The 21,827-nt window shown below is 64.1% G+C and carries 20 protein-coding genes; 12 read left to right on the top strand and 8 right to left on the bottom strand.

All coding sequences use genetic code 11. The features are described from left to right. Positions 1-3: 3 nt before the first annotated feature. From K3U96_RS07015 to K3U96_RS07055, 9 genes are all read left to right on the top strand, one after another. The gene (locus tag K3U96_RS07015) at positions 4-1,296 is read left to right on the top strand and encodes an MCE family protein (protein WP_220692508.1); all 1,293 of its coding nucleotides are present in this window, start codon (positions 4-6) and stop codon (positions 1,294-1,296) included. Beyond that, positions 1,293-2,321: an MCE family protein gene (locus K3U96_RS07020; protein WP_069404929.1), complete on the top strand. Its 1,029-nt coding sequence runs from the start codon at positions 1,293-1,295 to the stop codon at positions 2,319-2,321. Before K3U96_RS07015 ends, K3U96_RS07020 begins: the two co-directional genes overlap by 4 nt. Then, positions 2,318-3,616, top strand: a complete 1,299-nt coding sequence (locus K3U96_RS07025; RefSeq protein WP_220692509.1) for an MCE family protein — start codon at positions 2,318-2,320, stop codon at positions 3,614-3,616. Before K3U96_RS07020 ends, K3U96_RS07025 begins: the two co-directional genes overlap by 4 nt. Next, positions 3,613-4,914 carry an MCE family protein gene (locus tag K3U96_RS07030; protein WP_220692510.1) on the top strand — a complete coding sequence of 434 codons (1,302 nt, stop codon included), beginning with the start codon at positions 3,613-3,615 and terminating at the stop codon, positions 4,912-4,914. Before K3U96_RS07025 ends, K3U96_RS07030 begins: the two co-directional genes overlap by 4 nt. Further along, a complete protein-coding gene (locus tag K3U96_RS07035) occupies positions 4,911-6,050 on the top strand; it encodes an MCE family protein (protein WP_220692511.1) in 1,140 nt (379 codons plus the stop codon). The genes K3U96_RS07030 and K3U96_RS07035 overlap by 4 nt, the downstream gene beginning before the upstream one ends. Before the next feature lies 1 nt (position 6,051). After that, positions 6,052-7,539 carry an MCE family protein gene (locus K3U96_RS07040; protein WP_069404933.1) on the top strand — a complete coding sequence of 496 codons (1,488 nt, stop codon included), beginning with the start codon at positions 6,052-6,054 and terminating at the stop codon, positions 7,537-7,539. 353 nt (positions 7,540-7,892) lie between these two features. Then, the gene (locus K3U96_RS07045) at positions 7,893-9,065 is read left to right on the top strand and encodes a cytochrome P450 (RefSeq protein ID WP_220692512.1); all 1,173 of its coding nucleotides are present in this window, start codon (positions 7,893-7,895) and stop codon (positions 9,063-9,065) included. Positions 9,066-9,151: 86 nt separating this feature from the next. Next, on the top strand, positions 9,152-9,991 hold the full coding sequence (locus K3U96_RS07050) for an SDR family NAD(P)-dependent oxidoreductase (protein WP_220692513.1): 840 nt from the start codon (positions 9,152-9,154) through the stop codon (positions 9,989-9,991). Positions 9,992-10,077: 86 nt separating this feature from the next. Continuing rightward, entirely contained in the window at positions 10,078-11,940 is a 1,863-nt protein-coding gene (locus tag K3U96_RS07055) for a flavin-containing monooxygenase (RefSeq protein ID WP_220692514.1), read from the top strand. 75 nt (positions 11,941-12,015) lie between these two features. Here K3U96_RS07055 and K3U96_RS07060 read toward each other — a convergent pair whose 3' ends face one another. From K3U96_RS07060 to K3U96_RS07090, 7 genes are read right to left on the bottom strand one after another with little or no spacing between them, the layout of a single operon-like run. After that, entirely contained in the window at positions 12,016-12,918 is a 903-nt protein-coding gene (locus tag K3U96_RS07060) for an alpha/beta hydrolase (protein WP_230982479.1), read from the bottom strand. Next, positions 12,918-13,607: an acyl-CoA dehydrogenase family protein gene (locus K3U96_RS07065; protein ID WP_220692516.1), complete on the bottom strand. Its 690-nt coding sequence runs from the start codon at positions 13,605-13,607 to the stop codon at positions 12,918-12,920. The genes K3U96_RS07060 and K3U96_RS07065 overlap by 1 nt, the downstream gene beginning before the upstream one ends. Then, positions 13,604-14,395 (bottom strand): enoyl-CoA hydratase-related protein, encoded by a 792-nt coding sequence (locus K3U96_RS07070; RefSeq protein ID WP_220692517.1) that lies wholly within the window; start codon positions 14,393-14,395, stop codon positions 13,604-13,606. Before K3U96_RS07070 ends, K3U96_RS07065 begins: the two co-directional genes overlap by 4 nt. Then, positions 14,392-15,246, bottom strand: a complete 855-nt coding sequence (locus K3U96_RS07075) for a 3-hydroxyacyl-CoA dehydrogenase family protein (RefSeq protein WP_230982390.1) — start codon at positions 15,244-15,246, stop codon at positions 14,392-14,394. Before K3U96_RS07075 ends, K3U96_RS07070 begins: the two co-directional genes overlap by 4 nt. Positions 15,247-15,256: 10 nt before the next feature. Continuing rightward, positions 15,257-16,141 (bottom strand): 3-hydroxyacyl-CoA dehydrogenase family protein, encoded by an 885-nt coding sequence (locus K3U96_RS07080; RefSeq protein ID WP_220692518.1) that lies wholly within the window; start codon positions 16,139-16,141, stop codon positions 15,257-15,259. Continuing rightward, positions 16,138-17,331: an acyl-CoA dehydrogenase family protein gene (locus K3U96_RS07085; protein WP_220692519.1), complete on the bottom strand. Its 1,194-nt coding sequence runs from the start codon at positions 17,329-17,331 to the stop codon at positions 16,138-16,140. Before K3U96_RS07085 ends, K3U96_RS07080 begins: the two co-directional genes overlap by 4 nt. Continuing rightward, positions 17,328-18,110 carry an enoyl-CoA hydratase/isomerase family protein gene (locus tag K3U96_RS07090; protein WP_220692520.1) on the bottom strand — a complete coding sequence of 261 codons (783 nt, stop codon included), beginning with the start codon at positions 18,108-18,110 and terminating at the stop codon, positions 17,328-17,330. Before K3U96_RS07090 ends, K3U96_RS07085 begins: the two co-directional genes overlap by 4 nt. Before the next feature lie 324 nt (positions 18,111-18,434). Between K3U96_RS07090 and K3U96_RS07095 the strand changes: the two genes are divergently transcribed. Beyond that, positions 18,435-19,193, top strand: coding sequence for an SDR family NAD(P)-dependent oxidoreductase (locus tag K3U96_RS07095; RefSeq protein ID WP_220692521.1), 759 nt, complete (start codon positions 18,435-18,437; stop codon positions 19,191-19,193). Here K3U96_RS07095 and K3U96_RS07100 read toward each other — a convergent pair. After that, positions 19,187-19,966 (bottom strand): enoyl-CoA hydratase/isomerase family protein, encoded by a 780-nt coding sequence (locus K3U96_RS07100; RefSeq protein ID WP_220692522.1) that lies wholly within the window; start codon positions 19,964-19,966, stop codon positions 19,187-19,189. The two genes, K3U96_RS07095 and K3U96_RS07100, sit on opposite strands and share 7 nt — an antisense overlap. 284 nt (positions 19,967-20,250) lie before the next feature. Between K3U96_RS07100 and K3U96_RS07105 the strand changes: the two genes are divergently transcribed. Beyond that, positions 20,251-20,937: a FadR/GntR family transcriptional regulator gene (locus K3U96_RS07105; RefSeq protein ID WP_230982391.1), complete on the top strand. Its 687-nt coding sequence runs from the start codon at positions 20,251-20,253 to the stop codon at positions 20,935-20,937. A gap of 9 nt (positions 20,938-20,946) precedes the next feature. After that, on the top strand, positions 20,947-21,732 hold the full coding sequence (locus tag K3U96_RS07110; RefSeq protein ID WP_220692523.1) for an SDR family oxidoreductase: 786 nt from the start codon (positions 20,947-20,949) through the stop codon (positions 21,730-21,732). Positions 21,733-21,827 lie beyond the last annotated feature (95 nt).

Here is a 21,827-nt window from a genome sequence, read left to right on the forward strand (position 1 = left end):
GGCGTGGCGACCGGATCTGGCCAGCGCCGTATCAACCCCTTGTGGTGGACAGCTTTGTTGGTCGTGTTCTGTGTGTTGTTCGTCTTACTTTCGTCGGCCCTGTTCGCCGAGAAATTCCGATCGTTCGTCCCGGTGACGCTGACATCGCAGCGCTCGGGATTGGTGATGGAGTCCGGCGCCAAGGTGAAGATGCGCGGCGTGCAGGTCGGTCGTGTCGCCGGCATCGAAGCGGGCAGACGCCCGGTGCGCATGAAGCTGGAGTTGTACCCGGATCAGGTCAAGTTCATCCCGGCCAACGTAACAGCCGAGATCCGGGCAACCACCGTGTTCGGCGCCAAATACGTGGATTTGATCTACCCGGAACACCCCAGCGCCGAACGGCTTTCAGCTGGCGCCGAGTTGATCTCCCGAAATGTCAGCACCGAGGTCAACACGGTGTTTCAGAACCTGCTCAACGTGCTGCGCAATGTCGACCCGCCGAAGCTGAACGCTGTGTTGAGTGCCATGGCTGACGGGGTCGAAGGGCAAGGCGAGCGGATCGGACGCGCCACGACCGATGCGAACCACGTACTCATGGCGGTCAACCCACGGATGGACACCGTGGCGCGGGACTGGCGCGCGTTGCGGGGATTCGCCGATACCTACGATGCAGCGGCCGAAGATATCCTGACCGTACTGGATGCGGTGAGTGCGACGAGCACCACGATCAGCACGCGTGCAGCCGAGCTGAACGGGTTGCTATTAGCGGTGGCGGGATTCGGCCGGGTGGGCGTTGAAGCCGTCGCACCAGGCCACGACAACATGATTCGTGCGATCAACGTCGCCGAACCCACGACCGGGCTGTTGATGAAGTACAACCCCGAGTTCACCTGCATGTTGGTCGGCGCCAAGTGGTGGCTGGACAATGGTGGGTACGCCGCCTTCGGCGGCAACGGTAAGTCACTGATCATTGACACGTCGATTCTGCTGGGCGACAACCCATATCGCTACCCAGACCACCTGCCCATCGTGGCGGCCAAGGGCGGGCCCGGCGGACGACCGGGGTGCGGCTCGCTGCCGGACGCATCGAAGAACTTCCCGGTGCGCCAGTTGGTCACCAACACCGGGTGGGGTACCGGTCAGGACATCCGGTCGAATCCCGGTATCGGGCACCCGTGGTGGGTGAACTACTTCCCCGTAACCCGGGCGGTGCCCCAACCCCCCGGTATGGATCCACAACGTCCACCACCGGCCAGCGGTCCGATACCACCCCCAGAGGCACCTCTGGCGGCAGGCAGCAGGGGTTCAACGCCATGACAGACAACCTTTTCGGCGCGGTGTGGCGCCTCACCCTTTTCGTAGTGGTGTGCGTGCTCGGCACCTTTGCGGTGATAATGGTGTTCGGAGAGTTGCGGTTTCAAGCCGAAAAAACCTACCGCGCCGAGTTTGCCAACGTCAGTGGCCTCGAAGAAGGAAACTTCGTGCGCATTGCCGGCGTTGAGGTCGGCAAAGTAAACGAGATCTCGATCAGTCCCGAGGCGACCGCGCTGGTCGAGTTCTCGGCAGATGACAGCGTCGTGTTGACCGAAGCCACCAGGGCGTCGATTCGCTACGACAACCTGATCGGCGGTCGCTATCTCGAGCTGCGCGACGGCGTCGGTTCCGTTCAACGACTCCAGCCCGGTCAGACGATTCCGATGAATCACACCGAACCCGCGCTCGACCTCGACGCGCTGATCGGCGGCTTTCGTCCGCTCTTTCAGGCGCTCGACCCGGTTCAGGTCAACGCGCTGTCGTCGCAGTTGATCCAGGCGTTCCAAGGTCAGGGCGCGACGATCAGTTCTTTTCTCGCCCAGACTGCTTCGGTGACCAACACGTTGGCGGACCGTGATTCGCTCATCGGTCAGGTCATCGTCAATCTCAACACGGTGCTCGGATCGCTTGGAGACCAAACCGACCAGTTCGCCACGGCGATCGACTCGGTATCTGAGCTCGTGGGCGGGCTGGCCGACCAGAAAGCCGAGATCAGCTCCGGAGTGGCCCACATCAGTACCGGTGCGGCGTCGTTGACGGATCTGCTCAGTCGGGCGGGACCGGCGGTGCCGAAAGTTGTGCACGAGATGGATCGGACAGCCGGAATCGTTGTGGCCGACCATGAATATTTCGACCATCTGCTGAAGACCCTGCCCGATGCCTATCAGGCCATCAACCGGCTGGGACTCTACGGGGATTTCTTCAGCTTCTACCTATGCGACGTGGTACTCAAGCTCAACGGGAAGGGCGGTCAACCTGTGTACGTGAAGTTGGCCGGTCAGGACACGGGCCGGTGCACGGCGAAATGAAATCCTTCTCCGAACGCAACCCGGTCATCATCGCCGCCATCGGCGTCGGGGTGGTCGCCGCGGCCGTCACCGGCTCATTGCAGTACAAGAAGCTGCCGTTCTTCGATTCCTCGGCACAGTATTCGGCGTACTTCGCTGAAGCCAGCGGGCTTCCCGCAGGTGCGGCCGTCCAGGTCGCCGGCTTCAAGGTGGGTGAGGTGTCCTCGGTGAAATTGGACGGCCCCAAGGTACTGGTCACCTTCGACGTGCGGCGAGATGTCCGGTTGGGTGATCGCACCGAAGCCATGGTCAAGACCAAGAGCCTGCTGGGCGCCAAAGTGCTGGAAGTCGTGCCACGCGGGAAGAACGCCCTTACCGCGCCTATTCCGCTGGATCGCACCATCCCGGCCTATCAGTTGCCTGACGCGCTGGGGGATCTGACCGCGGCGGTCAGCGGACTCGACACCGACGCGGTAAGCACAGCGTTGGAAACCTTGGCAGAGACCTTCCGCGACACCCCACCGGATCTGCAGATCGCCGTCTCGGGTGTGGCCCGGTTCTCGAAGACCCTCAACGAGCGCGATCAACAGCTGCGCGACCTGCTGGCCAACGCCAACAAGGCAGCCACCGTGCTGGGTGAGCGCAGCCAACAGGTGGTCGGCCTGATCGCCGACACCGACGCGTTGTTGGTGGCGTTGCAGGATCAGGGCGCGGGACTCGACCATCTCGGCGTCAACATCTCGGGGTTGGCCAACCAGGTGTCGGCCGTCGTCAACGACAACCACGAGCAGTTGCGTCCCATGCTCGACAAGCTCAACGGTGCTCTGACGATCATCGACAACCGCAAGGAGCAGATTCAGAAGTCCGTCAAGATGTTGAACGTATATGCCCTGTCGCTCGGAGAGTCGGTGTCCTCGGGCCCGTTCTTCAAGGCCTACGTCGCCAACCTGCTGCCAGGACAGTTCGTGCAACCTTTCGTCGAGGCGGCCTTCTCGGACCTGGGGCTCGATCCCAATGTATTGCTGCCATCGCAGCGCACCGACCCCCAGATCGGTCAACCGGGCACACCGGCTCTCCCAGTTCCGTACCCGCGAACGGGGCAGGGCGGTGCACCGAATCTGACGTTACCCGAAGCGATCACGGGCAACCCCGCTGATCCACGCTATCCCTACCGCGAGCCGGCTGCTGCCCCGCCGCCGGGCGGTCCGCCACCCGGGCCTCCCGCGGAGTCTCCGGCCGGAGCCGTGCCAACGCCCGCGCCCGCGGACCTTCCCGGGCCGGCCGAGGCCTCCCCGCCGATGGGCGGTGGCCAATGAGTCGTACCGCCAGTGTCCGAGTCGCCCTCGCGATCGTCTTCGTGCTCAGTTTGATCGGGGGAGTGGTCACCGTCAACGGTTCGGCGAAGGCCGGACGAACCCACGTGACAGCGTATTTCGCCAACAGCAACGGTATATTCCCCGGTGACGACGTGGTGATTCTCGGTGTCCGGGTCGGCGAGATCGACACGATCGAGCCACTTCCCGGCCGGGCCAAGGTCAGCTTCTGGTTCGACGACACCTACCAGGTTCCGGCGGACGTCAAGGCCGTGATCCTCTCGCCCCAGCTGATCACGTCTCGAGCCATCCAACTCACGCCGGTCTACACCGGAGGCCCGGTGTTGCGTACCGGCGAGGTGATCCCGCTGGCGCGAACTGCCGTCCCCGTCGAGTGGGATGATTTTCGTCAACAACTGGAAAGGCTCGCGCACATGCTGCAGCCGACCCAACCAGGGGGAGCCAGTCCGCTCGGGGAGTTCATCAACACGGCTGCCGACAACTTGCGGGGTCAGGGCATGAACATCCGGGACTCCATCATCGAACTATCGCAGGTGTTTTCGACCCTCGGCGATCACAGCCAAGACATCTTCTCCACAGTGAGGAACCTCGCGACCCTGGTGTCGGCGCTTCAGTCGAGCACCGTGCTCATGCGTGAACTCAACCTCAACCTGGCATCGGTGACCGCGCTGTTGGCCAACGAAGGAAACGAACTCGGCCAGATGTTCGTCGACGTCGACAACGTTGCCGGGGCGGTGGACAGCTTTGTTGCCGACAATCGTGAGGCGCTCGGTACCACCTCGGATAGGTTGACGTCGATCTCACAAGCGGTGGCGGACAGCATCGACGACGTCAAACAGACGCTGCACGTCGGCCCGACCGCCTTTCAGAACTTCGTCAACATCTACGAACCCGCGCACGCCTCACTGACCGGGGCGCTGGCGATCAACAACTTCTCGGACCCCATTACGTTCCTGTGCGGGGCCATCCAGGCCGCATCGCGGCTGCGGGCCGAACAGGCGGCCAAACTCTGCGTGCAGTATCTCGCGCCGATCGTCAAGAACCGCCAATACAACTTCCCGCCGATCGGGCTCAACCCTTTCGTCAACGCACAGGCCCGGCCGAACGAAGTGACATACAGCGAGGACTGGCTGCGTCCGGGCTACCCGCCATCGCCGCCGCCTGCTCCCGGTCCGTCGTCGCCCGCCGAGATGCCAACCACAGCGGGCGATGCGGCGGCGGCGACCGATCCCGCTGACGGGTTGCCCGGACTCATGGTCGTGCCTGGCGGTGGATCATGACGCGAAACCAGCTACGCCACAGCGTGATAAGCGCCGTGCTGATGTTGACCGTCGTTGCCCTGGCCGGCTGCGGATGGCGCGGGGTGAACTCGCTGCGACTGCCGGGCACCGAAGGCGACGGTCCCGGCGCCTACGAGGTCCAGGCGCAGTTGCCCGACGTCATCAACATCCAGCAGAATTCCCGGGTCCGCGTCGGTGACGTCACCGTCGGCAACGTCACCAAGATCGAAAGACAAGGCTGGCATGCGCTGACCACATTGAGGCTCAACGCCGATGTCGACCTCCCGGGCAACGTCACCGCCAAGGTGGGCCAGACAAGTCTGTTGGGCTCCATACACATCGAACTGGCCACCCCGACCGATGAGCCGCCCGAAGGCAAGCTGCGTCAGGGCTCACTGATCCCGCTGTCGCGGGGCTCGGTCTACCCCACCACCGAACAGACACTGGCGGCTATCTCGCTGCTCCTGAACGGCGGTGGGATCGGCCGCATCCAAGACATCACAAAGGCATTCTCGACCGCCTTCGCCGGCCGGGACAAAGACTTACGCAGCTTCGTCGAACAACTCGACCAGTTCGCCGCGAACCTGGATACGCAAAAGCAGGACATCCTCAGCGCCACCGAGAGCCTCAACAGCCTTGTCGGTAAGGTCGCCGCGCAGAAACCGGTTGTCGATACCGCGCTCCGCGTGATTCCCGACGCGCTGAAGGTGCTCAACGAGCAGCGTGACCCCTTCGTCGAAGCAGTCGACCAGTTGGGCAAATTCCTTGCGGTGGCGGGCGATGTCTCCGACAAGAGCAAGGACGCGCTGGCCGCCGAACTCAAACAGCTGGGCCCGGTTCTGGAATCGCTTGCCAATGCGGGACCCGCGCTGACCCGAGCGCTGAGTGCTCTGGCCACCTACCCGTGGCCCAACGAGAACATCCGAAATTGGGTGCGCGGCGATTACGCGAACCTGACGGCGGTGGTCGACCTGACACTGAGTCGAATCGACACCTCACTGTTCACCGGTACCCGGTGGGAAGGCGACTTGACGGAACTGGAGATGCAGTGGGGCCGCACCATCGGTCAACTCCCCAGCCCCGCTACCGCAGGTAACCCTCTGGTAGTGCCCTATCACCTCGACCAGGGACCGTGATATGCACCTCCACAAGCGGGTCCGCATTCAGCTGGTGCTCTTCATCGTCATCGCGTTGGTTGCCGGCGCCGTCATGATGTTCGGATACGTGAAGCTGCCTGCGCTGCTATTCGGCGTCGGCCGCTACACCGTCACTGTGGAACTGCCTGAGGCCGGAGGCATTTACGACAGCGGCAACGTCACCTACAGCGGCACCGAAGTCGGGCGTGTCGTGGATGTCCGGCTTACCGACACCGGGGTGGAAGCGGTCCTTTCCCTCAAGTCGAACATCGAGATCCCGTCAGATCTCGACGCACAGGTACACAGCCAATCGGCCATCGGCGAGCAGTACATTGCGCTGCAACCGCGCAATGCCACCGCGGCACCACTGAAGAACGGCGACGTGATCCCGCGGAGTCGCACCTGGGTGCCGCCAAACATCAATTCGGTACTCGACGCGACCAACCGTGGTCTGGAGACCATCCCGCAGGACAACCTGCGCACCGTGATCGACGAAAGCTACATCGCGCTCGGCGGATTGGGTCCCGACATCGCCCGGTTCGTCAAAGGCTCCACGCAACTTGCCATCGATGCTCGCACCAACCTCGACCACCTCGTCGGGCTCATCGAACAATCTCAACCTGTACTCGATTCCCAGATCGATACCGCGCCGGCCATCACGGCGTGGGCGGCGAACCTCGCCGCCATCACCGGCGGACTTCGCGACGCCGACGCGGCCGTGGCCGGGGTCTTCCGAAAAGGGCCGGCGTCGGCGGAACAGGCCCGCGAACTTATGCAGCGCCTGCAACCGTCAGTGCCGATCCTGATGGCCAACCTCGCCAGCGTCGGAGAGGTCGCCCTCACCTACCAACCCGCGCTGGAGCAGATACTGGTGCTGCTGCCGCAGGGCGTTGCCAACATGCAGGCCGGGGGGATTCCGAACCTGAACACCAAACAGGACTACAAGGGCGCCTTTCTGGACTTCAACCTCAATCTCAACCTGCCGCCCCCGTGCACCACCGGCTTTCTGCCCGCACAGCAACGGCGTTCGGCCAGTATCACCGACTACCCGGACGCCCCGAGCGGCGACCTGTACTGCCGCATACCTCAGGACTCGATGTTCAATGTCCGCGGCGCGCGAAACTACCCCTGCATCACCCATCCCGGTAAACGGGCTCCGACAGCCAGGATGTGTGAAGGCGACGAGCAATACGTGGCGCTCAACGCCGGCGACAACTGGAAGGGTGATGCCAACGCCACCCTCTCCGGGCAGGACGTTCCGCAACACTCGGCGGACGCCCAGGCCCCCGAACCCACCGTCTCCGCCGCTGAACCTGTCCTTGCTCCGGTGCCGGAGGTGCCCCTGATCGTTGGTGCCCAATACGATCCGGCCACCGGCACGTATTTGGGGCCCGACGGACGGATCTACACCCAGAGCAACCTGGCTCACAGCGCCAACGGTCGCCAAACATGGCAGACGATGCTGTATCCGTCGCAAGCGGGTCGCTGAGCGGAGCTGTCGCCGCTGCTGCGCTGCCGGTCGGCCGGCAGCCCTTCTCGCCTCGATCACCTCGCACCGACGGCTTCGCCGTCGGCTGGAAACGAACGGTCGGAGTTAGAGTCTGACAGTTGACGTCTAATGGCGGGTGTGGCTATTGTCGGACATGTGCATTTCGGTCGGTTAGCCGGTGTGTCTGCTCGGACGGGCTTACACGTGTTGAGTGGTCCGCGCCGTGATGGCCAGTTCGCCGAACAAGCGCGCCTGCAGGGTGATTCGGTGCCGTGCAGCTCGCTACCAACGCCGATAGTGAGGACGCGCATTCGCTGTCCACGACGGTGTGACCACCGCAAAGGAGAAACTGCATGACCACTCAGGATGCGACCAGCTCGCTCTTTCAGCAGACGCCTGGTGAGCCTTTCGCGTACCTCGACGACCTTCGAAGCAACTGTCCGGTCTCCTGGGATCCCATGTTGCGCGGCTACCTGGTGACAAGGTTCGACGATGTGTACACCGTCATGTTCAACAACGCGCGCTTCCGCCTGCAGGCCCGTCCCGAGGAGCAGTATCAAGAACATCAGCCCAAGGACCGGGTGCGGACCTTCAACCAGCTACTGAGCCTCAAGAACATTCAGCCCCGCCTTCAGTCGGTCGTGCAGTCCGAGATCGACCTGCTGATCGACGCGAAGCTGCCCACCGGGCACATGGAGGTATACGCCGACTTCGCCGAGAAGTTGCCCGCGCATATCATCGGCACACTATTCGGTCTGGAACGAACCGACTTCCCGTTGCTTCTGTCGTACCGACACGCTCGGCACGCATTGTTCAACTCGCCTCCCGATGCCGAGGACGTTGCGCGCAGGGCGCGCGAAGAACAGCAGAAGATGGAGGCGCGGATGGTGGAGGTCATCGCCGATCACCGGGCCAACCCAGCGGACGACCTGCTCACCCTGCTGATCGGAATGACCGAAGACGGCGCCCCGCTGACCGACGAGCAGATCGTCACGATCGTCGCGCGTGACCTGCTCATGGCGGGAAGCGAAACCGTCACCAACAGTATCTGCAACGCGATCTATCGGTTGCTCACGATTCCGGGCATGTACGACAAGTTGGTAGCCGACCCGTCGCTCATTCCGGCATTCGTCGAAGAGTCACTGCGATTCGACCCGCCCGTGCAGATCTTCTGGCGGGCAACCGAAGAGGACGTCGAAATCTCAGGCTGCCCCATTGCGAAGGACACCCAGCTCTATACCTCGATCGCAGGCGCCAACCGCGACCCGGACGTGTTCTCAGAGCCCAAGGACTTCGACATCAGCCGTCCCAAGGGTAAGCACATCACCTTCAGCGTGGGCCTGCACAAGTGCCCAGGGCATTTCCTCGCCCGGTATGAGATGGAGATGTCAATCGCCTCGATGCTGAGCCGAATGCCCAATCTGCGGATCAACCCGGAAGCCGAAAAGCCCCAGTACGTCGGTGTCGCGCTGCGGAACTGGGGTCCGATCCATCTGCTCTTCGATGCTGCGCCCAAGGCCGGCTGAGCCCGGCGGTTTCCACGTCGGGGCCGGACAGATGGCGAAAAACAAAGCGCTGTCCGGCATCCGGTATCACCTGCGCGGCAACATCTGTGCAGATCGTTCACGAAAGGGACTTTGATCAGATGGATCTCTGCAACGCCCATGCCTTCATCATCGGGGGGTCAACCGGCGTCGGGGCGGCACTGACCCGTGCGTTGGTGGCCGAGGGGGCGAAAGTCACCGTGCTGGCCTTGGCAGGACCCGAGCTCGAGGACGTCGGTCGCGAGACCGGGGCTGCGACCATCGCGGCCGATCTGTCGAACCTCGACGAGCTCGATGGGATGGTCGCCCGGGCAGAGGCAATCAACGGTCCAGTCGACATACTCGTGTGCATGGCCGCGATCTGCCCGTCCGGACCGTTCCAGGAGTACACCACCGAGCAGATCCGAAAGACAGTGACGGTCAACATGATCGCTCATATGGAACTGGTTCGGCAGGTGCTACCGAGCATGATCTCGCGGCGTACGGGAACCATCACGACCACCGGTTCACTGTCCAGTGAGATATCGATGATCCACCTCGGCTGTTATATACCGTCCAAGGCCGGATTGAGCAGGTTCGCGTTCGACCTGCAAAGCGAAGTCCAGGATTACGGCATCAGGGTTTTCACCTTTGCTCTCGGCTCGGTCAAGGGCACCCCGCTGGCTTCCAAGGCCGCCGAAGATCAGGTCGTCGGCTTCATCGAGGCACGCGCAGGGGGGATCGGCGTCCTCACTCCTGAGGCTGTGGCCAAGCGGATGGTCGACGTGCTCAGGAGCAACCGGAAGCGGGGCATGGTGGCCATTCCGGGGCTCGCTCAACCATTGCTCGAGTTCAAGGCATTGCCGGACCGTCTGCTCGATCCGCTGATGGGCCGACCCGCTCGGAAGCGCAAGCGCAGCAACGCGTGATCGGTTCGGCGGTGGCTGCGCCGCTGACTGAGCCCACGTACATCATGGCAGCCGTGCCAGTCCAGTTGTGGCAAGAGAGGACACCGATGCCGCTATCCGAGCTCACCGGAGAAGAGCTGATGACCTTGCTGAGCAAGGCCGACCGTAGAACGCTTGCGGCAGTGGTAACTCACCTCTCCGGTGATCCCAACGCGATTCTGGACCTGGCCGACCGAGACCATATCGAGCGTAAGGCCGCAGAGATTCTGCCGCCCTTCATCGAAGGCGAGCGACAGCCGCCGGTGCCGGACGACGAGTTGTTGCAGGCGGCGATGGATCTGGCAGTGGGGGCACCTGTGCCCGCCGAATACCGGACCTACGTCCGCGAGCAGACCGGCATCGGCCCCGTCGAGCCACTGGAGCCGATCAACGCCCCAGCCGACTTCAAGATCCTCGTCGTGGGCGCCGGCGCCACGGGGATCGTGGTGGCGCGCCGACTCCACGAGCGCGGCATCGAGAACTTCACAGTCGCAGAGGCCAATCCCTCTCCCGGAGGGGCCTGGTGGACGAATACCTATCCCGGATGTCGGGTCGACACACCGAGCCTTCTCTATTCGTTCTCGTTCCACCAGGATCCGGGGTGGCCCGAGCACTTCAGCCCGCAGCCTGCGCTGTTGTCCTACCTTCGCGGGGTCGTGCAGGACAGCGGCTTCGACGACAAGGTGCAGGTCAACACCGAGGTTCGGACACTGCACTGGGACGAGAATGCGGCATTGTGGCGCGTTGGCTTCCGCCGCCCGGACGGCACGACCGGTACCACCGACGCCAACGCCGTCATCCTGGCGCCCGGCTTGCTGAGGATCCCCAAGTACCCGGCGATTTCCGGGCAGGACACGTTCGCAGGCCCATCCTGGCATTCGGCGCGATGGAATCACAACGTCGACCTCAGCGGGCTTCGGGTCGCGGTGATCGGCACCGGGGCCAGCGCACAGCAGATCGTTCCCGCGATCGCGCCGATCGCCGGGCAGGTGGTCGTCTACCAGAGAAGCCCGCAGTGGCTGCTGACCCACGAGAAGTACGGACGAAAGCTCACCGGCCGGGAGCGGGAACTGTACGAACGGATTCCGATGTACCGCCAGTGGAATCGGTTCTCGGAGTCCTGGCGTTTCGGTGACGGCACCACCCCGTTCATCACGGTCGACCCGAACTGGGATAAGCCCGGTTCGATCAGCAAGGACAACGAGCGGCTCCGAAACCAGCTCCTGAAGTACATCGACGAGCAGATCGGCGACCGCCCGGATCTGGTGAAGCTGGTGACGCCGGACTATCCACCCTTCACCAAGCGGATGCTCATCGACAACGGCTGGTATCAGGCGTTGAGACGGGACAATGTGCGGCTCAACACCTCTCGTATCGACGAGATAACGCCGACCGGCGTGAGAACGGCCGACGGCGAGGACGAACTGGACGTCATCATCTACGCGACGGGGTTCCAGGCCGACCACTATCTGTTGCCGATGCAGGTGACGGGTGCGGGCGGAGTCGACGTCACCGCTCGTCTGGATGCCGATCCCAAGGCTTACCTCGGTCTGGCGCTTGAGGATTGCCCGAACCTGTTCCTCACCCCCGGCCCGACCGCATATCTGGGGCATGCCGGCAACGCGATGTTCTTCGCGGAATGCCACGCGCGATACATCACCGAGTGTCTGCGGATGATGTTCGCGCGGGGGGCCCGCTCGATGGCGCCGCGGCCCGCGGCGATCCGCAGCTACACCGAATCGGTGCGTGCGGGGCTGGCGAACTCCGTTTGGAATCAGCAAGGCGTCGACAGCTGGTTCAAGGGAGATCGCCAGGAGATCGTCACTATCGCGGCCGAGAGCGTCATCGGATTCTGGACGCAGTACCGCAGTGTCGACGAGGAGGCGTACGAGTTGGGGCACGTGGGCACGTCGGGCGACGCCGACTGCTAGGTGGCGTGTCGAGGGTCGCCTGGGGCTTACCTCACCCGCATCGACCCTCACCCGCATCGACGCAGACCGGTTGGCCTAGGTGCTTACCGCGCCCCAGGCGGCCGAAGCGAACGCCGCGACCTGTTCAACCGTCCGCCGAGACTCCGGTAGGTATGGAAACAGGGTCCACGCGTGCAACGCTTCGTCGAGTATGTCGACGGTGACCGACACCCCCGCGGTCTGCAACCGATCCACGAGCAACCGCGCGTCGTCACGCAACATCTCGGAGTTGCTGGCGGTCACAAACGTTGGCGGAAGTCCAGTCAGATCACCGTGGACCGGTGACACCCGCGGATCGTCGTTGGCCAGGCCGGCGCAGACCCAATCTCGATATCGCACGATGACCTCGCGCACGACGATCGGGTCGCTGCGGTCGTTCTCGGCTAGGGAATTTCCGCTGAGGGTGAGGTCGACCCACGGTGAGACCACCGCCGCCACGGCCGGAATTCGACGGCCGGTGCGGACGAGCTCGCTCAGCAGAGCGATGGTCAGCCCGCCGCCCGCACTCTCGCCGCAAACCGCGATCTTCTGCGGTACCACGCAAGAGCCCAGGAGCGCGTCATAGACGGCGACGGCATCGTCAAGTTGGGCCGGGCAGGGATATTCGGGTGCGCGCCGGTATTCCACCAACAACGTGCGGGCGTTGAGCGCGCGGCTGTAGCGGCTTGCCACCTCGCGGTGACTGCGCCGGCTACCGATCGCGTAGCCACCGCCGTGCAGGTAGACGCAGACATAATCGTCGCGTACGCCTGCGACCGTGACCCAGTCACAGGGCACACCGCCGACCTCGGCGGGTGTGACCGTGACGTCGGACGCCAGCACGAAAGTCGCGTCCATGTCGTCGAAGTTCGTGCGCTGCGCTGTCACCGATTCGTCCGGGTGCACCATCGGCGCCGCGTTGAGCTTGGCGGTCAGCTCGCGCATCCGCTGACTGGCCATCACGTTCCCGCGAAGCGTGGACTCACCAGTGCGCGCAGTGAAACGCAGTCTCGTGCTATGCGTTCCAACGGGTATTCGGACATGTAGCCGTACCCTCCGTGCAGTTCGATGGCACTGTACGCGACGGCTGCAGCCACCCGCGCGGCCTCGAAAGTGACGGCTTCGACGTCGGATGAATCCTCGGTGTGGGCCGATGCGTGAACGGCGCGCCGCGCGTTGGTCAAGCGGGCGTGCAATGTTGACGTGGTTTCGCGCAGTACCGGAATCTCGATGAGGTTGCGGCCGAACGCACGTCGCGATGACAGATACAGCACCGTCCGGTCATGGGCGTACTGGGCACTTCCGATCGCCGCCGCGGCGACGGCATACCGGAAGAGCGCATCGGGGGTGCGCGCCACCGCTCCCGTTCGCAGGCCACGCAGGCCGACGGTAGAACGTGGTTGCCCGACTGTGCCGTCAGGCGCCACGACGAGCAGCGCAACGCTGGCGCAGGCCCGCGCGAGTTGTTCGATCACTGTCAACAGTGGCACCACATCAAGCTCGGCGGTGGTGAGCCCGACGAGGTCGAGTTCGCGCATCGCCTGCACGAGGTCGTCGGGGATTGCGTCGGCGGCATCGATGTCCGCCGACCTGGGCGCCACTTGGCGATCCGAAAAGGACCGCACCACGTCCAGCAGCAGGTCGCTCATGTCCAGAACTTCGTCGGGTCGGGTGGTTGCCTCTCCCGGAACGATCGGGACATCTCTTGTGCCTCTTCGGTTCTGAGATATTGAGTGAGCAGAAGATCGTGAGCCATCCGAGCCTGACCGACGATACCGGTGTGCCGGCCCGAGAACGCCGCCTTGAGTCCCGCGATCGCCTGCGGTCCGCGACCGAGCAGTTCGTCGATCACTTCATTGACCCGATCGGGCAGTTCGGCGTGCGGTGTCACCTCATTGACCAGCCCCATGGCCAGCGCCTGCTCCGCGGTGTATTTGCGATTGAGGTACCACATCTCTTTGGCCCGCTTGCGGCCGATGGTTTCTTCGAGATAGGCGGTGCCGTAACCGGCGTCGAAGCTGCCCACGCTCGGGCCGACTTGGCGGAACTGTGCCCGCTCAGAGGCGATGGACAGGTCGCATACGGTGTGCAAGACGTTGCCGCCGCCGACGGCGTACCCGTTGACCGCGGCGATGATCGGCTTGGGCACCGAATCGATCAGTTCGTATACGTCCACGATCGGCATGACGTTGCCGTAGTCATAGCTGTCGAACGGGTCGTGTTCACCGCCGATGCAGAAGAATTTATCACCGGCACCGGTCAGCACAGCGACCCGAAGCTCACGCTGGGACCGGAAGCGGCGCAACACATCAGCGAGTTCGATCGCGGTGAGGTCGCGGAACTTGTTGCCCGCCTCGGGCCGGTTGATGGTGATCCGAAGTACCGGACTGTCGAATTCGACGAGCAGGTCTTGGTAGGCCGCTTCATCTGCGCTCATCGCGGGTCCTCGAGATCGGAAATCCCCGAACCGGTCTTGCGTCCCAGGCGGCCCGCCGCCACAAGTTCGCGCAGCAGGGCCGGCGCCGCGAATCCCGGGTCGGCGGTGTCCTCGTAGATGACTCCGGTGGCGTGTAGATGTGTGTCCAGTCCGATGCGGTCGAGAAGTTGCAGCGGCCCCATCGGATAGCCGAGCCCCAACTTCACCGCGGTTGCCAGGTCCGCGCAGGTGGCAAGCCCGTCGTCGTACTCTTGTATGGCCTGGTTGAGGTATGGGATGAGCAGGTGGTTGACCAGAAAACCCGGCCGGTCCTTGACGACCACCGGGTGGCGGTCGATCCGTTCGGCGAACGCGACCAGCGTGCTGACCGTGGCTTTGTCGGCCTGGATCGGCCGGATCACTTCCACGAGACGCATCAACTGGGCGGGGTTGAAGAAGTGCAAACCGCCAAAGCGCTCGGGGCGTGACACGTAGGTCGCCAACCGGGTGACCGACAGCCCCGATGTGTTCGAGGCGATCACACATTCCTCGCTCACGTGGGTCGCGACCCTGCCGAGAACCTCGGCCTTGACCCCTTCGTCTTCGGTGACGGCCTCGACGATCAGGTCGGCAGCGGCCAGGTCGGCGGGGTCGACGGTCCCGGTAATGCGCTGGGTAACCTGTTCGAGCAGAGCCGGATCGGTCAGACCGCGAGCGATTCCGGCGGCGTGGAACTCGGTTATCGCGCGATGGCCGGCGTCGAGCCGCTCCGGTGACTGATCCAGAACCAAAACCGACAGCCCGGCGCGGGCGCACAGATCTACGATGCCGGCCCCCATCGAACCGAATCCCAGAACTCCGATTGTCTGCAACTGAGCCTCCTTAGGCACCGAACGCCAACTTCTGCTCGTAGCTGTAAAAGCCCCTGCCCGTTTTTCGTCCGAGGTCGCCGGCCGCGATCATCTGGGTGACCAGGGGAGGGGGCGCGAAGCGCGGATTGTGAAGCTGTGTGAACAAGCTCATCGAGACCGCGTAGTGGATGTCCAGCCCGACCGTATCGAGCAGTTTGAACGGGCCCATCGGATACCCGAGGGCGAGCGTGACGGCGGCATCGATGGTTTCCACGTCGGCACGACCGGCCTGCAAGGCTCTGATGCAATCGTTCTCGAACGGCACCAGGAGCCGGTTGACGATGAACCCGGGTACGTCCTTGGCCGTGACGATGGATTTTCCGATGGATTCGATGTAGGCGACGGAGCGGCGTATCGCCTCGTCCGCCGAACGGCGCCCCGGTACCACTTCGACCAGCTTCATCAGTGGAGCGGGGTTGCAGTAGTGGGTTCCCACGACCCGATCGGGCCGCTCCGAACCGGCGGCGATCGCCGTCACCGACAGCGTCGAGGTATTGGTGTGAAAGAGGGTGTCCGGTCGGCAGATCGCATCAAGCTCGCCGAAAAGCGCCTGCTTGACCTCGACGTCTTCGAACACCGCCTCGATGACGATGTCGGCGTCGCGGGCGGACTTCAGCGAAGTCGAGGCGCTGAGGCGACCGGTGGCAGCGGCATGATCGGATTCGCTGATCTTGCCGAGAGAAAGGCTGCGCGCCAGGAACTTTGCGACCTGTTCCTTACCCAGCTCGATACGTTCGTCGTCGACGTCGATGAGGCATACGTTGTGCGCGCCGAGCAGCGACGTGATTGCGATGCCAGAACCCATTGTTCCGGCCCCGATCACCGACACGTTGAGCGGGCTGGGTGGTTGAGTCATGTTCTCTGTCCTCGTGAATAGGTGTCGCGCGCGATCAGCAACCGCTGGATTTCGTTGGTTCCGTCGTAGATTCGGGTCACCAGCGCATCACGCAACAACCGCTGGATGGTGGCCTCACGCCGGTCGCCGTCAGGGCCCATCAGCTCGACGACGCGGTCGGCGACTTCGACGGCCAGCTCGGTGCACAACAGTTTGGCGGTCGAGACTTCGGCCACCTCGGTCCCGTTCCCGGCGTCGATGACGCGTGCGGTCTGGATCAACAGCAGTCGGGCGGCCAGCACCTTGGCGCGCAAGAATGCCAGCTCGGACTGAATGAACTGTCCCGCATCGTTCTTGGGGTGTAGAAGATCTCGCTCGGCGGCGTATTCCACGCCTGCCCGCAACGCCGCCGCGGCGAATCCCACCCCTTGGGCCGCCGCGCTGAGCCGCGTCTTGACGACGGAAGACATTGCGACGGCGAAACCTTTGCCGATGTCGCCGAGCACTGCCGAGCGCGGTACTTCACAGTCTCGGAAGCACAGTTCCACCGTCGACGAGCCGTGCATTCCCATCTTGGCGAACGGCGTGCTGGCATCGACGCCGCCGTTGTCGGGATCGATGAGGAACGCGACCACGCCGTCACGGCCGGCACTGCGGTCGACCGTCGCGAAAGTCACGATCACCCCGGCCACGTCACCGGAGGTGATGAACGTCTTCGTCCCGTTGAGCACGAAGCCGTCGCCGAGCGGTTGTGCGGTCGTGGTCAAGGCGCTGACATCAGAGCCGCCCGAGGGTTCGGAGATCGCGATGGAGCCGTAGATGTCACCAACGCACAAGCGGTGCACGTACATTGCTCGCTGTTCGGGGGTGCCCCATCGCACGATCGGCCACGCGGCGTGCATCTGGGTCATGTACACCAACGACGTCGACCCGCACGCCGCAGCGATCTCCTCCATGACGACGGCGTAAGCCGCACTGGATGCCCCTAATCCGCCATCGGATTTCGAGATCGGTAACGCGCCGAGACCGGCGTCGACGAGCGCTCGGTACTGCTTGTGGGGGAACTCACCGGTGAGATCGGTGGCGGCGGCATATGGTGCGATATCGGCAGCGATGACATCGCGCGCCTTGTCCCGCAGCGTGAGTTCTTCGGGTCGCAGGGCGAGGTCGGCAGCCTTTTCGTCGAGGGCTGCGGCGTCAGACAGGTTCACCGGTCGGCCATCTTCGCCAGCATCGCCGCGATACCGCCCTGCCCGTTGTCCGACGAGATCGCGATCGCGGCCAGCGCCGCTTCCTGTCCGAGCGCCAAGGTCGACGGCACCCCGGCGCTCGTCGCAGTGAGAACGGCACGTGTTGCGGCAGGTGCTGCCCGGCACAGTTGTTCGACGAACTCGTCGACGACGGCGGCCAGCGAGTCGGGCGCCACCGCCGGGCACGCCAGCATCCCTGCCTGGGCGGCGCTTTCGGCGCTCAGGCGGGTACCTGTCAACATCAGTCGTAAGGCCAGGCGGCGGCCCAGTGCGTCGGTGAGGCGCTGAGTGCCGCCGTAGCCGGGTATGAGGCCCAACGTCGCTTCGGGCAGACCGAACGCCGATCGCTCGGTCGCGATCAGCAGATGACAGGCCAGAGCCAGCTCGAAACCGCCGCCGATGGCGAATCCGTCCACCACCGCCACAATCGGTTTCGGTGCCAGTTCGATCCGGCGGAACACCTGCTGGCCCCGGTTGAGCAGCTGCAGCGCTGCCTCGCTCTCGAGCCCCGTGAGTTCCTTCAGATCCGCCCCGGCCGAAAACGCCCGCCCGCCCGCGCCCTGAATGATGATGACCCGGACGGTCGCGTCGGCCAAGGCGGAGTCCAGCTGGTTGTCCAGCGCGTCAAGCAACTCGGTGTTGAGCGCGTTGAGTACCGCAGGCCGGTTGAGGATCAGGTGAACCGCCTCGCCGGTGCGACGGCTGATCAGCACGTCATCGTGCTCGGTGGACTGTGTCATTCTCGCGTTCCCGCGCGTCGGTTCGGGCGGACTCCAGCGCTGATCTCTTCGCCGCGATTATGCGTGAGCCCGACGGTGGTTGGGATTGTTTTGTCCGACACAGCGGCAGACTGTCCAAAGTCCGTCGGCGGGATTTCCGGGCTCTCGGCACCGGTGCGGCCGCCGATGCCGGTCTGCTGGTGTCTGCCCGATCCCAGGCTGACGCGTCCGATCGCCGACCCCCTAATTCAACCCGCGGCCCGCGCGGAGCAATTGATGGACAATTTATACGTGAAAAAGAGCGGACAATCAACTCCATTGGTCGGCATCTGGCATGCTCACCGTATGAGCGATCAGATTCTGGTGGGGCGTAAGGCCGTGGTCACCGGCGCGAGCAGGGGAATCGGCCGGGCGATCGCGCTGGAACTCGCGGCGGCCGGGGCCGATGTCGGGCTCGTGGCGCGGTCGCTGCCGGACCTCGAGAAGGTTGCCGACGAAGTCCGTGGGTTGGGCCGTGCGGCCGTCGTCGCTCACATGGACGTCACCGACGCCGAAAGTGTCAATGCCGCCGTCGACGACGTCCGTCAAGGACTGGGCGGTCTCGATGTCATGGTGAACAACTCAGGCATCCTGACCGCCTCGTACGCTCTGGATTTGTCTCTGGCGGAATGGGATCGGGTGATCAACACGAATCTGCGCGGCACCTTTATCTGCTGTCAGGCTGCGGGGCGCCATCTGACCGCCCAGGGATCCGGGAAGGTCATCAATGTGGCGAGTCACTTCGGGGTGATGGCGGCATCGGGCTTTTCGGCCTACTGCGCGTCAAAGGCGGCGATTCTGCACCTCACCCGCGTGCTGGCCCTTGAGTGGGCGCGCCACGGCGTCCAGGTCAACGCCATTGCGCCGGGCTATGTGGCGACCGACCTCAGTGCCGACGTGCGTGCCGATCCCGCGATGGAAACTCGTGTTCTCCAACGTATCCCGGCACGGCGCATGGCCGATGCGGCGGAAATCGGGCCGCTAGCCGTGCTACTCGCATCGAACCGGTCCGATTACATGACCGGCTCGGTACTGGTGGCCGATGGCGGCCAATCCATTCAGTAGGCCTTGGCGTCGGCCGTTTCGCAGGACCCCGGAATCCAGGCCGCCGGGCGCTTTTCACGAAATGCGGCCATGCCTTCGGCGGCCTCGTCCGAGGCGAACAGGGCCGTCGACAGCGCTGTCATCGCGGCGAACGCTTCGGGCGAAGCCATCGAGGACATCGATCGGATCAGGCGCTTGGTCTCTCGTATCGCGATCGGCCCGCCGGCGAGCAGTTCGCCCAATAGCTCTGCGACCTTCTGGTCCAGTTCCTCGGCGGCCACCGCGTAGTTGACCAGCCCGATCCGAGCAGCTTCGGCGCCGGTGATGCGTCGGCCCGACAGCATGAGATCGGACGCATCGGCGCGGGTGAGCTTCGGCAGGCACACCAGAGAAATTATCGCCGGCACCACACCGATCCGGACCTCGGTGAATCCCAGCCTGGCCCGCTCGTCGATGACGGAGATATCGCACGCCGCAGCCAGACCCACACCCCCGGCCACACAGTGGCCCGCGATCCGTGCAACCACGGGTTTGGGGGCGTCCAGGATCATGTTGAACACCGGAACGACGTCCGTCTTCGACCGCTCGGCGCCGGCTCGTAGATCGGCGCCCGCGCAGAAGGTGTTGCCGTCGTTGGTGATAACGATCGCGCGCACGTCAGGGTCGGCGAGCGCCCGTTCCAGGGCGCCGTTCAGTCCGCGCACCAACGTCGCGCTCAGGGCATTCTTGTTCTCCACCTCGTCGAGCGTCAGCGTGGCGATACCGTCCGCGCTCTGGTAGCGCACCCCGGTCACCGGCAACCACCCCGGAGCCCCAAAGCGCTGCCGGCCGATGCGGTGACCTCGCCGCATTCCTGCGGGTTGTACCCCTGGGCAATCTCTTCGACGAACACGGACGGCAAGCCGGCCCCCTGAATCTTGACGGTTGTTGACGGAAAACTTCGAAGTTGTAGATATGCGTTCGAGCGGCAATTGTCTGACTCTAGTACAGTTACAAGGTCAGGCAAGTTCCGAGCTGTGCCGTCGGAGGTAACGTGGGGACCAAGGAAAAGCAATCGCCGACTTTTTCTGCGACGGTTGTGAAACGTCCTCGACACCAAGTCGAAGAGCAGATCCGCCACGCGATCAGGTCAGGGGCGCTGGTCACGGGCCAGAAGCTACCCACTGAAATCGAGTTGGCGGCGGATTTCGGTGTATCGAGAACCACGATTCGCGAAGCGTTACGCACGTTGGTCGCCGACGGGTTGCTCGAGAAGATGCCAGGGGCCGGTGGAGGCTCATTTGTGCGCAGCCTCGACCATCATGCGTTCGGCGCAGACGTCGGTGAGTACATCGAGAACATGTTGAGGGTGGGATCGGTCGATTACCGCGAGGTGGCCGAGGTCCGTCGGATGCTCGAAGTGCCGTCGGTCAGGTTGGCGACGCTCAATCGTTCGCAGGCCGACCTGGACGAACTCAACGATGTGCTCGAGGAGGAGAAGGCGCTGACGTTCGACGATCCCGCCGTTCCAGAATTGGACGTTCGATTCCACTCGACGATCAGCAAGGCATCCGGAAACCGGGTCGCCGCCGCGTTTGTCTCTGCCCTGCACCAGGTCACCGAACCGGTTCATCACCTCAAACTCAGTGCCGAAGTGGGCAAGCGGACGTTTCGCCAGCATGTCGAGATCGTCCGAGCCATCGAGAAGGGTGATGCCAGCGAGGCGGAAATGGCGATGCGCGAACACCTGTCGTACCTCGAAGAGCATTCCACCAAAGACGGTTGACATCTGCGGGTGGACGATAACCAAGCCGATGGGCTCCCCGTGCATCCGCGCAGGGCCGTGGTCACCGGCGGTGGCAGCGGAATAGGGTTCGCGATCGCCGAGCGGCTCTCGGCGGACGGCGCCAGTGCGCTCGCGGTGGACATCGACCCGGCGGGGGCAGCCCGGCTTCGGCAGCGCGGTGTCGAGCTCGTTGTCGCCGATGTGGCAGAACCCGCCGACTGGCAGCAGGTGACCCGGGCGGCTGACACTCGGCTGGGTGGACTGGATTTGCTGGTCCTCAACGCTGCCGTACCGATCCTCGAACCCGACGTCGTCAGCGTTGCCTATGAGCGCGTGCGGCGAGCCTACGCCGTCAACGTCGAAGGGGTGATCCACGGTCTGCGGGCCGGTGTCCCGCTGATGGAGGCCGCCGGGGGAGGCGACGTTGTGCTCGTCGCCAGCCTTGCCGGGGTGATGGGGTATCCGGACGACCCGTATTACGCGATGACCAAACACGCGGTGGTCGGGCTGGGACTCAGCGTGGCGAGCAGCCTACAGCGACGGGGGGTGCGGTTGACGATCTTCTGTCCCGGCGTCGTCGACACGCCGCTGGTGCCTTCGGAGGTGCGATCCGCCGTCCTCGACGCCGGTCTGGAACTGCTGAGTCCCGCGGACGCCGCCGAGCACCTGCTGGCGGCGCTCGCACGTGGGGGAACCGGACGCATATGGCTCAGCCAGGCGCAGCTCGGGCTGACGGAATACGTGCCGGCCCGGGTCCAGCTGCCCCGCCCGACCCGGGCACGGCCCCGACCCTAAAAGTCCGACACTTCCGCTCTGGCTAATAACCGACTATTCTTGGGGCGCCCCACCGAGGCGACGCCGTCGTGGGGGATGAGTCGGCGGTGGAAAGG

The sequence above is a fragment of the Mycolicibacterium holsaticum DSM 44478 = JCM 12374 genome, assembly GCF_019645835.1.
GTDB lineage: Bacteria > Actinomycetota > Actinomycetes > Mycobacteriales > Mycobacteriaceae > Mycobacterium > Mycobacterium holsaticum.